Genomic DNA, 11,787 nt, shown 5'->3' with positions numbered 1-11,787 from the left:
AGGCGGCGCTCACCCGCACGTCCGGCGCACGCGCGCACAGACGGTGCTCACCCGCGCGTCCGGCGCACGCGCGCACAGGCGGTGCTCACCCGCGCGTCCGGGGCACGCGCACGGCGGCGTGCACGCGCGTGGGCGGTGTCCGGGCGGGGTTACTCGGGCGAGGGGGTTTCGGCGGCGAGCTTGGTGCGGGCGGCGGCGATGCGCTCCAGCGTCCTCTCGCGGCCGAGGATCTCCAGGGACTCGAACAGCGGGAGGCCGACGGTGCGGCCGGTGACCGCGACGCGCACCGGAGCCTGCGTCTTGCCGAGCTTCAGGCCGTGCGCGGCGCCGACCGCCTCGAGCCGGTCCTTCAGCTCGTCGGCGCGCCACGGCGCGTCCCGGTACGCCTCGGCGGCGTCCGCGAGGATCTGCGCGGCGGGCTCCTTCATGGCCTTCTTCCAGGACTGCTCGTCGTACGGCGGCTCCGGCAGGAAGGCGAAGTCGATCATCTGGCCGATCTCCGACAGCACCGCGACGCGGGTCTGCGCGAGCGGAGCGAGCTGGTCGAACACCGACATGTCGACCTCGAACGGGACGCGCTCGAGGAACGGCAGGCACGCGGCGACGAACTTCTCCACCGGCAGCATCCGGATGTAGTCGCCGTTGAGCGCGCGCAGTTTCTTGACGTCGAAGAACGCGGGCGAGGTGTTGACGTCCTCGATGCGGAACTCGTCCACGATCACGTCCCACGGGACGATCTCGCGGTCGCCGGACGGGGCCCAGCCGAGCAGCATCAGGTAGTTGCGCATGGCCTCGGCGAGGTAGCCCTCGTCGCGGTAGTCCTCCAGCGCGACCTTGTCGCGGCGCTTGGACAGCTTCTGCCGCTTCTCGTTCACGATCACCGGGACGTGCGCCCACACCGGCGGAGTGCCGCCGAGGGCCTCCCACAGCAACTGCTGCTTGGGCGCGTTGGACAGGTGCTCCTCGCCGCGGACCACGTGCGTGATGCCCTGGCTCATGTCGTCCACGCTGTTGGCCAGCAGGAACGTGACCGAGCCGTCGGCGCGGGCGATGACGAAGTCCTCCAGGGCGGAGTTCTTGAAGACCGGCTTGCCGCGCAGGAGGTCGACCACGACGGTCTCGCCCTCGTCCGGCGTGCGGAACCGCAGCGCGCGGCCGGGGCCGGGCTCCAGCCCGCGGTCGCGGCAGAAGCCGTCGTAGCCCTTGTGGGAGTCGCCGGTGCGCTCGACGATCTGCTCGCGGGTGCAGTCGCAGTAGTAGGCGCGGCCCTGCTCGCGGAGCGTCGCGGCGGCCTCGGCGTGCTTGTCGGCGTTGGCGGACTGGAAGTACGGGCCCTCGTACTCGCCGCCGTCCATGCCGAGCCACGCCAGCGCGCGGATGATCCCCTCGGTCCACTCGGGGCTGTTGCGCGAGGCGTCGGTGTCCTCGATCCGCAGCACGAGCGTCCCCCCGGACTGCTTGGCCATCGCCCAGTTGAACAGGGCGGACCGGGCCCCGCCCACGTGGAACATGCCGGTGGGCGAGGGCGCGAAACGTACTCGGATCGAAGACGCGGAAGACATGCCTCCAAGCGTAGAGCGCTCCGGCCCCCGCTCGCGCCGGGACCCGCGCGCGCCGCGGCCTCCGATCGTGGATCAGGGCTTCCAGGAGGGATCGCGGCCGGACAGGCCGAGGAGCCGGTCCAGCAGCGGCGCGTCCTCGGGGACGGCGACCTCCGGGCCGAACGCGCCGTACTGGCGTCCCATGTCGGCGATGCGGACGAGGCCGTCGTAGCAGAACTCGACCAGGCCCGGGGCGAAGCCGGCGTCCAGGCCGACCGCGGTGGCGAGGTCCCATCCGTGCAGGACGCACTCGACGACCATCATCGAGCCGATCGTCGGCGCGGGCATGCCCGGCTCGGCTCCCGTGAGGCTGGTGGAGCCGGTCCAGGCGGCCGGATCCTGCCACGCCCGGGCGGTGGCCGCCGCCTGCTCGGCGAACCGGTCGGCCCAGCCGGGCTCGGCGGTGAAGTCGTGGTCCTCCGCCGGGCCGGACGGCCGCTGCTTGGCGGCGGCGGCCTCGGCCCGCCCGTTCCAGAGGATCACGTGGTTGACGAGGGTGCGGACGTCCCAGCCGGAGCAGGGCGTCGCGGCGTCCAGACGATCTTGTGGGACGGCCCGGACGAGCGCCGCGACCGCCTCGGTCGCGGGCCCGAACCAGGACCGCCCTTCGCTCATTTGTTCGACCATGGGGAGACCGTAGGCACCGGAGCCGTCCGCGTCTTGGAAAAACGCGTCAGGATCGGCGCGCCGGACCTGCGCAGCGCGCCGGGCTCAGCGCGCCGGGCTCAGCGCGCCGGGCTCAGCGCGCCGGGCTCAGCGCGGCGGGTTCAGTGCGGCGGGCTCAGCGTCCGGATCGGCGGGCCGGGATCAGAAGGTGCCGCCGTCCACGACGACGCGCTGGTCGGTGACGTAGGAGGCGCCGTCCGAAACGAGGAACCGCACGACGCTCGCCACTTCTTCGGGCGAGCAGACGTGGCCGTACGGGGACATGGCGTCCTGCTGATGGATGTCCTCGACGCCCATGGTGGCGCGCACGAGCCGTTGTCCCATGTCGGTGTCCACGAGTCCGGGCGCGACGATGTTGACGTGCATGCCGTTGGCGCGCTCCTCCTTGGCGAGCGTGTGCGCGAGGGCCTCCATGGCGGCCTTGCCCATGGCGTAGGGCGCGCTGAAAGGCGGATAGATGCCGGTGATCACGCTCGACACGAAGACCACGTCGGCGCGGTCCGCGGCGCGCAGCAGCGGGATCAGTGCCCGGGTGAGGTGGTGCGGGCCGATCGCGTGCACGTTCATCAGCCGGACGACCTCGGCCGGGTCGGTGTCGGCGACGCTGTTGCCCCGGCTGGCGATCCCGGCGCTGTGGACGAGGATGTCGAGGCGACCGAAGTCGGCGGCGATGTCGCCTGCGAGCCGTTCGCAGTCGTCCTGGGCGTCGACCGAGGCCCGGTAGGCGCGGCTCTCCACGCCGAGTTCGGCGAGAGCGGACACGGTCTTGCGCGCGGCGTCCTCGTCGCGGCGGTAGGCGATGGCCACCGTCGCGCCGTCCTCGGCCAGGGCGAGCGCGATGGCCTTGCCGATGCCTCGGCTTCCTCCGGTGACCAGGGCGACGCGTCCGGCGAGAGCACTCATGATTCTCCTTCTGCTGGATGGCGCTCTCATCCTGCCCAGGCGAGGGAGTTTCGCGTAAGTGCCCGCTGATGCAAACCGCACCCGGGCCCGCGATCACCCGGTGACAGCGGACGGACGGCAGGCGAACGGCGGGCGGGCACCGGGACGGACGGCGGCCGGCCGCCGCCGGGCGGCCGTCAGCGACCGGACAGCCAGGCGGCGGCCTCCTCGATGTGCTCGGCGGTGAGTCCCGTCACAGGATCGACGCCGACGAGCAGGTGGTCGCCGACGCCCGGCTCGGCGGCGAGGGACGCGGCGGCGTCCGGCTCGTCCTCGAACCAGACGAAGGGCCGGCCACCTGTCCAGGCGGCGACGTGGCGGGCCTTCCATGCGCCGAAGCTGCGCCCCTCCTCGATGCCGGGGAAGGGCGGGAGCGGGACGAACGGGAGTTCCGGCAGCCCGATGCGGGGACCGATCCACTCGTTCGCCTCGTCCTGCCAGTAGGTCGCCCAGACCAGTTCGGCACCGGTCTCGGCGGCGAGGTCGAGGAGCATCCGTCCGTGCCGGACGTCCAGCAGGACGCGGAGGAGCCGCCCTTCCGGCATGACGCGATGGCGGCGGAACTGCCGGTGCGGCTTGCGGAAGGGGTTCAGCACGCCGTCGACGTCCACCAGCACCAGCGGGGATCCCATGCCCGCACGGTACGACGCGCGGTGCCGCGTGATCCAGATCTCGTTAGTTGACCCACTTTTGGGGCAACGTTTTGACAGTTTCGGACAGTTGACCGAAACTGCACCGGGCCCTGACCGAGCACCAACCGTGGAAAGGCGGCAGCGAAGCGTGAGCGAGCAGGATCTCCGGGCGCCCTCCCCCACCGGGACATCGGCCGCCGCGCCGCCTCCCGCGGGCGCGTCGCCCGCCGCGGCGCCGTCCACCGGGACGTCGGCCACCGGGACGTCGGCCACCGGCGCGGGCAAGGTGGTGGACGCGGGCGACGAGGGCTACCGCAAGAGCCTGAAGACCCGCCACGTCAACATGATCGCCATCGGCGGGGCGATCGGGACCGGGCTGTTCCTCGGCGCGGGCGGGCGGCTGCACAACGCCGGGCCGTCCCTGGCCATCGCCTACGCGGTCTGCGGCTTCTTCGCCTTCATGGTGGTCCGCGCGCTCGGCGAGCTGGTGCTGCACCGGCCGTCCTCGGGCTCGTTCGTGTCGTACTCGCGCGAGTTCATGGGCGAGAAGGGCGCGTACGTCGCCGGGTGGATGCACTTCCTCAACTGGGGTACCACCGGCATCGTCGACATCACCGCCATCGCGCTCTACCTGCACTACTGGAAGGCGTTCACCACCATCCCGCAGTGGGTGCTGGCGCTGGTCGCCCTCACCGTCGTGCTGACCGTGAACCTCGTCTCGGTCCGCTTCTTCGGCGAGTTCGAGTTCTGGGCGTCCATCGTCAAGGTCGCCGCGCTGGTCGTCTTCCTGCTCATCGGGATCGGCCTGCTCGTCACCGGGCACAAGGTCGGCGGCTACGCGTCCGGGCCGGGCCTGATGTTCGACCACGGCGGGATCTTCCCCAAGGGCGTGCTGCCGATGCTGGTGGTCATCCAGGGCGTGGTGTTCGCCTACGCCTCCACCGAGCTGGTCGGCGTCGCGGCGGGCGAGACGGAGAACCCCGAGAAGATCATGCCGAAGGCGATCAACTCGATCGTCTGGCGGATCCTGCTGTTCTACGTCGGCTCCGTCGTGCTCCTGGCGATGCTGCTGCCGTACAACGTGTACCAGGACGGCGTCAGCCCGTTCGTCACCGTGCTGTCCAAGCTGGGCGTGCCCGCGGCGGGCGACGTGATGAACCTGATCGTGCTGACCGCCGCGCTGTCCAGCCTGAACTCCGGGCTGTACTCCACCGGCCGGATCCTGCGCTCGCTGGGCGCCGCCGGCTCGGCCCCGCGGTTCACCACCCGGATGAGCAAGCACCAGGTGCCGTACGGCGGCATCCTGATGACCTCGGCCGTCTGCGTGCTCGGCGTCGGCCTGAACGCCTGGGTGCCCAAGGACGCGTTCGAGATCGTGCTGAACCTCGCCGCGATCGCCATCCTCGCCACCTGGGCGATGATCATGGTCTCGCACCTGCTGTTCGTGCGGGCGTGCGAGCGCGGCGAGCTGACCCGGCCGTCCTACCGGCTGCCCGGCTCCCCGGTCACCGAGATCGTCACGCTGGCCTTCCTCGCCGCGGTCGTGGTGCTGATGTGGTTCGACTACGACGGCGAGGGGCACCGGACGGTGCTCGCCATCCCGGTGATCGTGGCGGCGCTCGTGATCGGCTGGTTCTGCGTGCGGCGCCGGGTGAACGCGGCGGCAGAGAACGGCGGCGGCGCCGGGAGCGGCGACGGTTCTGTCACCGGCCGCTCGTAGAGTGGATGCCGCCCGGTCTCCGGGCAGGGCGGCACGCTCGACGACGAGGAGAATCCGCACGATGGAGCACCGACTGACCCTGATGGCGGTTCACGCCCATCCCGACGACGAGGTGCTCGGGACGGGCGGCGTGCTGGCGCAGGCCGCCGCCGAGGGCCACCGCGCCGTCCTGGTGACCTGCACCAACGGCGAGCAGGGCGACGACGCGGGCGGGCTGAAGCCGCAGGACGAGGGGCACGACGCCGAGGGCGTGGCACGGGTCCGGCTGGCCGAGCTGCGCGAGTCGACGTCCATCCTCGGCATCGAGCACGTGGAGCTGCTCGGCTACCGCGACTCGGGCATGGTGGGCTGGTCGACCAACGACGACCCGCGCGCGTTCGCCAACATCCCGGTCGAGGACGCGGCGGCCCGGCTCGCCGAGCTGATGGAGCAGTACCGTCCGGACGTCGTGGTCACCTACGACGACAACGGCAACTACGGCCACCCGGACCACATCCAGGCGCACCGCATCGCCGTCGCGGCGGCCGAGAGCACCGGCATCCCGCGCAAGTTCTACGAGATGGCGGTGCCGCGCTCGGGCATCCAGAAGATGTTCGAGGAGGCGAAGAAGGCCGGGCTCGACCTCGGCGAGGGCGAGCCCCCGGACGACTTCGGCACCCCGGACGAGCTGATCACGACCGTGGTGGACGTGTCGGCGCACGCCCAGCGCAAGCGCAAGGCCCTGGAGGCGCACGCCAGCCAGGGCGAGAACATCTTCCTGCTGCGCCTCCCCGACGAGATGCAGAGCGTGGTGTTCGGCTCCGAGTCGTTCGTCCGCCGGTACAGCCGGGTGGACGCCGCCCTTCCCGAGAACGACCTGTTCGCGGGCCTGCGCGACTGAGTCACCACTCCGCTTCGGACATCTCGCTCGGACATCTCGTCCGGCCCGGTCCGCCCTCGCGGCCCGGGCCGCCGTGGCGCCGGCCGATGTCCCGCGGGCGCTGGCGTCGCGCGGGCACTGGCGTGGCGCGGACGCTGGCGTCGCGCGGGGCGATGTCGTGGCGCCGGGCGCTGGCGTCGCGCGGGGCGAGTGCGCGGCGAGGGTTGGTTCGTCAGCGCCGCGCCGCAGCGCGGTACCGGTCGAGGACGTCCTGGCGCAGCAGGTGGCCGAACCCGGCGCGTTCGAGCCGCAGCGCGAACGCGGGCTCGCCGACGCCGAACTCGGCGGCCGTGTCGGCGAGCCGCCAGCCGTTCGCGGCGAGCCGGGTCAGCAGGTAGCCGCGCCGGACCTGCTTTTCGGACAGCCGGAACGTCTTGAGGTAGGCGAGCCGCGCGTCCTCGTCCTCCCCCACGACGATGGTCTCGCCGATGTGGTTGGGGCGTCCGGGCGTGAACGGCGGCAGGAACCGGGAGAGCCTCGCCCCGCTGATCCGCCGCACGTCCTCGAACCGGCTGCCCGGGGCGAAGACCTCCTCGGCCATCACCCCGTCGTGGAAGTCGGCCCAGTCGCGCATCCGCCGCTCGGCCTGCGCGCGCAGGTCGGCCAGGGTCCGGACGGCGGACGCGTCGATCGGCGCGACCAGGTCCTCGACGGGCAGCCGCAGCAGCCCGTACTGGTAGATCAGCTCGCCGAACAGGTCCTCGACCAGGGTCGGGTGCAGGGCGCGGTAGTCGTCCGGATGCGGGACGACGAACGCCGCGGCCAGGGCGTCCGCCACGTAGACGAGCACGCCGCACTGGCCGGGGTGCATCTCGAAGATCCGCAGCGCGTCGGCCAGGTCCGGGACGGACGCGCCGAGGTAGGCGCGCTCCTCCCGCGGGGACAGCCCGGACGCCAGCGCCCGCCGCGACCATTCCTCCCATGCGATCTCCGGGCCGCCGAAATGCAGCGCGAGGTAGCCCTCGACGGCCAGGTGCAGCGGCAGGAAGCGCAGCCGGTCGCCCGCGAGGCGGCGCGCCATCCGGCGGCGCACGCGGATCGGCATTCCGGACGGTCCCGTCCCCTTGTCGTCGCGGGCGAGCAGGCGCGTGCCGTAGGAGGCGGTCGCCGCGTCCTCCTCCCAGTGGGCGACGAAGGCGTGCGGGATGTAGGAGATGTAGTGGGTGCGGTCGCCGACGTCCACGATGGACGGTTCGTCGTAGGCGCGGCGGTCGAGCCGGAGTCCCTCGATCGGCTCGTCCCGGGCGAGCGGGACGAGCCGGACCGAGTTCCAGGTCTGCGCGGGCAGGGTGACGAGCCCGGCCTCGCGGATCCAGCCGGGGCCGCGCCAGAGCGCGACGTCCCAGGCGGGGTCGGGCGGCAGGTCGGCGTTCACGGCGTCTCCGCCCCCGTCTGCATCCCCGTCTCCCTCTGCATCCCCGTCTCCCTCTGCGTCTCCGTCTCCGCCCGCGTCTCCGTCTCGCTCTGCGCGTCCGTCTCCGCCTGCGTCTCCGTCTCCGTCTCGCTCTGCGCGTCCGTCTCGCTCGGCGTTTGAGTCTCCGTCTGCGTCGCACGCGGCGGCTTGGCGCCGGCGTTCGCGGCCCGGCCGCCTGGAGCGTTCAGGAAGCGGGCAACGCGCGCGTCCAGGTGCGCGCGGAGCTCGGGCAGGCCGACGCGGCCCTCGGCGAAACGGGCCAGCTCGACGAGGGTGAGCAGGTCCTCGGCGTCGCGGACGCCCGCCGTCGGGACGGTCGGGACGAGCCGCCGCACGTCGAACCCGTCGGCGTCGTAGACGGGGTTGAGGTGCGTGATCGACACGCGGCGGTCCGGGTCGAGCCGCGTCCGCCACACGCGCAGGACCTCGGCGGCCAGGCCGGGCGGGGCGTTGTCGAAGCCGTCCGAGACGATGACGAGGCGGTCGGGCGCGGCGCCGAGGGCGTCCAGCAGGCGGGTGCCGAGCGGTGTCGGGCCGAACGGGTACAGCAGCAGCGGGTCGGTGCGGCCGGACGTCCAGAGCGGGACGTACTCCCCCGCGAGGGCCTCCAGCAGGTAGTGGCCGCCGAGCGCGACGGCCAGCGGGCGCCGCCGCTTCTCCGCCGAGCCGACCGTGGAGAAGCTGTCGTCCAGGACGGCGGCGACGCGTCCCCACGTTCCGGCGTCGGGTCCGGCCGCGCGGCGGGCGGCGGCGCGCAGGGCGCCGGTGAGCTCGGCGCGGCGCTTCGACCGCTCGTCCAGCGGCAGGGACAGCACGTAGGTGGCCAGGCGGGTCAGCGGCACCGAGGCGAGGTCGATGTCGATCCTGGCCTTGTTCGCGCCCGCGTGGTTCTGGAGCCGGAGGCGTTCCAGCCGGGTCATGCTCTGCTCGGCCCGTTCCAGGAAGCGCTTGCGCGGGATGCCGTGCCTGGCGGCGAACCCCTCGGCGACCGTGAACGGCAGCTCGTAGACCGCCTTCTGGGCGTAGTGCGCCTGCCGCCACGTCTCGAAGATCGGCGTCACGAACGGCCGGCCGGTCGAGCCGTGGAACAGCCGGCCGATCTCGTCCCGGACGTGCTCGGAAGCGTTCGGGACGAGGGCGCGCGCGTCGAGGTGGGCGTGCCGGACGGCGTCCTTCAGCGCGCCCCGGTACTTGACCGCGTCGAACGCGAGGTCGGGACGGGCGAGCAGCCAGTCCCGGATGATCGCGCGGGTCCGGCGGTTGTTGACGCGGTCGTGGCGCAGGGCGCGGAACAGGCGGTACACGCGCTGCGGCGGCAGCAGTTCCAGCTTGCGCGCGACCAGGCGGCTCTCCAGGCGGCGGCGCGCCGCGTCCACGGCGTGCGGCGTGCCCAGCAGGCCGCGGATGATCAGTGCCGCGTTGTGGTCGTTGACGTCCAGCGCGAGGGTGGCCGCGTAGAGGTCGCGGTAGTTCTCGCGCATGTAGGCGTGCAGGAAGCCGAGGGAGAGCCGCTGCTCGGCCGCGTCGTGGTGGAACTCGCGCCGGCCGGTCCCGGTGATCGCGGCGTTGACGAAGGTCAGCACGTCCTCGCACGCGACCAGGTCGGCGATCGTCTCGGTCATGGCGCTCCAGGGTCGGTGTGCCGGCCGGGGCGTGGGGGCGCGGACAGCGAATGATCGCTTAAGAGGCGGTTTCCGGAAGTCGCGCCGGAGTCCCGCGGCCGGCACGGCGACCGTAGCACCGCCCGGCCGCCCGCTTCACGCGGATATCGGGCGATCGGGAGGGGCGCCGCCACCCGGCGGCACCCGGTCGGTGCCCGGCCGCCACCCGGCCGCCGGGCGGCGCGAACGCGCTGTTACTCTCCGGTAGACGACCGTGGGAAGGAACCGGACCGTGCCGCAGCCCGAGCAGATCGACCGCGCCGTCGTGGACTTCGACGTCCTCGGCGCGTGGATGGACGGGCAGGGCCTGCCCGGCGGCCCGTTCGAGGACGTCGCCCCGCTCAGCGGCGGCACGCAGAACATCCTGGTCCGGTTCCGCCGCGGCGGACGCGACTACGTGCTCCGGCGCGGGCCGAAGCACCTGCGCGCCCGCACCAACGACGTGCTGCGGCGGGAGGCCCGCGTGCTGACCGCCCTGGACGGCACCGGCGTCCCGGCGCCGAGGGTCATCGCGTCCTGCCCGGACGAGACCGTCCTCGGCGGCGCGGTGTTCTACCTGATGACGCCGGTCGAGGGCTTCAACGCCACGGTCACGCTGCCGGATCCGCACGCCGGTGACGCCGCGATCCGCCGCGAGATGGGCCTGTCGGCGGCGCGGTCGCTGTCCGCGCTGGGCGCGGTGGACCACGAGGCCGTCGGCCTCGCCGACTTCGGCAGGCCGGACGGCTTCCTGGAGCGGCAGGTGCCGCGCTGGACGTCCGAGCTGGAGTCCTACTCGTCCCTGGACGGCTACCCCGGCCCGGAGATCCCCGGCCTGGAGGCGGTCGCCGGCTGGCTCGACGAGCACCGCCCGGCGGCCTGGCGTCCCGGGATCATGCACGGCGACTACCACCTCGCCAACCTGATGTACTCCTTCGACGGCCCGGACGTCGCGGCGATCGTCGACTGGGAGATGTGCACCGTCGGCGATCCGCTGCTGGACCTCGGCTGGCTGCTCGCCACCTGGCCCGACCGCGCCGACGAGAGCGCCCTGCTCGCCGGGCCGCTCGGCACGGCCGGGGGGCTGCCGTCCGCCGCCGAACTGGTCGCGGCCTACGCCGAGCGGCCCGAGGCCGTCGCCGGACGGGACCTGTCGTCGATCACCTGGTACGCGGTGCTCGCCTGCTTCAAGCTCGGCATCGTCCTGGAGGGCACGCACGCGCGGGCCTGCGCCGGGAAGGCCCCGAAGGAGACCGGCGACCTGCTGCACTCGATCACCCTGGGCCTGTTCCGCCGCGCCGAAGGCTTCATCGCCGACCAGGCCTGAGCCCAGGGCTTCCCTCGGCGACCTCAGCGACTCGGATCTTCTGGAGCCTCCGCTGCGGCCGGACGCCCGATTCGGCCAGGCGGCGCGGCAGGTCCGCCATCAGCTCGCGGGTCTCGGGCTTGAACGGCCGTCCGGTGATCTTCTCGGGGATCAGCCCGACCAGGAACCGGCCGGCCTTCAGGCCGATCGTGACCAGGGGCTGGACGCCGGGGACCTCCGGAAGCGTCCGGTACTCGTCCCTCGCCCAGCGCGGCAGCGTGTAGTAGGCGAGCATTCCGACCGGCACCCACAGCGGCTTGAACGGCGCGAGCATGCGCAGCTTGCGCGGCATCTTCGGCCAGAGCAGGAACCGCATCGTGGCGCGGGATTCCGGGATCACCCGCAGATCCAGCTCGGCGCGGGCCCGGTCGAAGTAGGCGGACATCTCGGCGACGCTGCCCGGCACGTCCTCCTCGTGGAGGCCCACGTAGGTGGCCGTCCGCCGCTGCTCGTCGTAGTACCGGTCGCGCTCGGCGGGCGTGAGCCGCACCCCGCCGCGCTCGATGACCTCCAGATACGACGACACCTCGGCGCAGTGCACCCAGAGGAGCAGCTCCGGCTCGTCCACGCGGTGGGTGCGGCCGGTGTCCGGGTCCTTGATCCGCAGCGCCCGGTGGACGCCGCGGACCCGCGCGCCGAGCGCGTCGGCCTGCTCGGGGGTGCCGAGCGCGGTGACGGTGACGAAGTGCGCCGTGTTGAAGAGCCGTTCGAGCGGCTCCTCCAGGAAGTCGGAGTTCTGCCAGACGCCGCGCATCGTGGTCGGCTGGAGCGCCTGGAGCATGAGCGCGCGGACGCCCGCGACCATCATCAGCGGGTCGAGCACGACCCGCCAGGTGACGGTCTCCGGTCCGCGCACGATGAGCGTCGAGGTGTCCACCATAGTAAGC

10 protein-coding genes are annotated in these 11,787 nt (G+C 72.8%); 3 read left to right on the top strand and 7 right to left on the bottom strand.

The genetic code is table 11. The features are described from left to right. Nucleotides 1-149 precede the first annotated feature (149 nt). The 4 genes from gltX to ACFPCY_RS42535 form a co-directional block, all read right to left on the bottom strand. Complete coding sequence (gene gltX / locus ACFPCY_RS42550; RefSeq protein WP_378265533.1) at nt 150-1,562, bottom strand: glutamate--tRNA ligase; 1,413 nt, start codon at nt 1,560-1,562, stop codon at nt 150-152. 72 nt (nt 1,563-1,634) lie between these two features. Next, the gene (locus ACFPCY_RS42545; RefSeq protein ID WP_378265531.1) at nt 1,635-2,216 is read right to left on the bottom strand and encodes a TIGR03086 family metal-binding protein; all 582 of its coding nucleotides are present in this window, start codon (nt 2,214-2,216) and stop codon (nt 1,635-1,637) included. 192 nt (nt 2,217-2,408) lie between these two features. Beyond that, nucleotides 2,409-3,170: an SDR family NAD(P)-dependent oxidoreductase gene (locus tag ACFPCY_RS42540; protein WP_378265529.1), complete on the bottom strand. Its 762-nt coding sequence runs from the start codon at nt 3,168-3,170 to the stop codon at nt 2,409-2,411. A 176-nt stretch (nt 3,171-3,346) separates the two neighbouring features. Further along, a complete protein-coding gene (locus ACFPCY_RS42535) occupies nt 3,347-3,841 on the bottom strand; it encodes an HAD domain-containing protein (RefSeq protein ID WP_378265527.1) in 495 nt (164 codons plus the stop codon). Between the two features lie 148 nt (nt 3,842-3,989). Between ACFPCY_RS42535 and ACFPCY_RS42530 the strand changes: the two genes are divergently transcribed. Beyond that, nucleotides 3,990-5,561: an amino acid permease gene (locus ACFPCY_RS42530; RefSeq protein ID WP_378265525.1), complete on the top strand. Its 1,572-nt coding sequence runs from the start codon at nt 3,990-3,992 to the stop codon at nt 5,559-5,561. A gap of 61 nt (nt 5,562-5,622) precedes the next feature. Further along, on the top strand, nt 5,623-6,441 hold the full coding sequence (locus ACFPCY_RS42525) for a PIG-L family deacetylase (RefSeq protein ID WP_378265523.1): 819 nt from the start codon (nt 5,623-5,625) through the stop codon (nt 6,439-6,441). Between the two features lie 211 nt (nt 6,442-6,652). Here the strand turns inward: ACFPCY_RS42525 and ACFPCY_RS42520 are convergent, their stop codons facing one another. Continuing rightward, a complete protein-coding gene (locus ACFPCY_RS42520; protein WP_378265521.1) occupies nt 6,653-7,855 on the bottom strand; it encodes an ARPP-2 domain-containing protein in 1,203 nt (400 codons plus the stop codon). Beyond that, complete coding sequence (locus ACFPCY_RS42515; protein WP_378265519.1) at nt 7,852-9,516, bottom strand: hypothetical protein; 1,665 nt, start codon at nt 9,514-9,516, stop codon at nt 7,852-7,854. The genes ACFPCY_RS42520 and ACFPCY_RS42515 overlap by 4 nt, the downstream gene beginning before the upstream one ends. Nucleotides 9,517-9,787: 271 nt before the next feature. Between ACFPCY_RS42515 and ACFPCY_RS42510 the strand changes: the two genes are divergently transcribed. Continuing rightward, nucleotides 9,788-10,861, top strand: a complete 1,074-nt coding sequence (locus tag ACFPCY_RS42510; protein ID WP_378265517.1) for a phosphotransferase family protein — start codon at nt 9,788-9,790, stop codon at nt 10,859-10,861. Here ACFPCY_RS42510 and ACFPCY_RS42505 read toward each other — a convergent pair. Beyond that, on the bottom strand, nt 10,842-11,780 hold the full coding sequence (locus ACFPCY_RS42505) for an oxygenase MpaB family protein (RefSeq protein WP_378265515.1): 939 nt from the start codon (nt 11,778-11,780) through the stop codon (nt 10,842-10,844). The genes ACFPCY_RS42510 and ACFPCY_RS42505 overlap by 20 nt on opposite strands. Nucleotides 11,781-11,787: the final 7 nt, after the last annotated feature.

The organism is Actinomadura gamaensis (genome assembly GCF_042652125.1).
Taxonomy (GTDB): Bacteria; Actinomycetota; Actinomycetes; order Streptosporangiales; family Streptosporangiaceae; genus Spirillospora; species Spirillospora gamaensis.
This window is presented reverse-complemented; position numbering and strand designations above follow the sequence as displayed.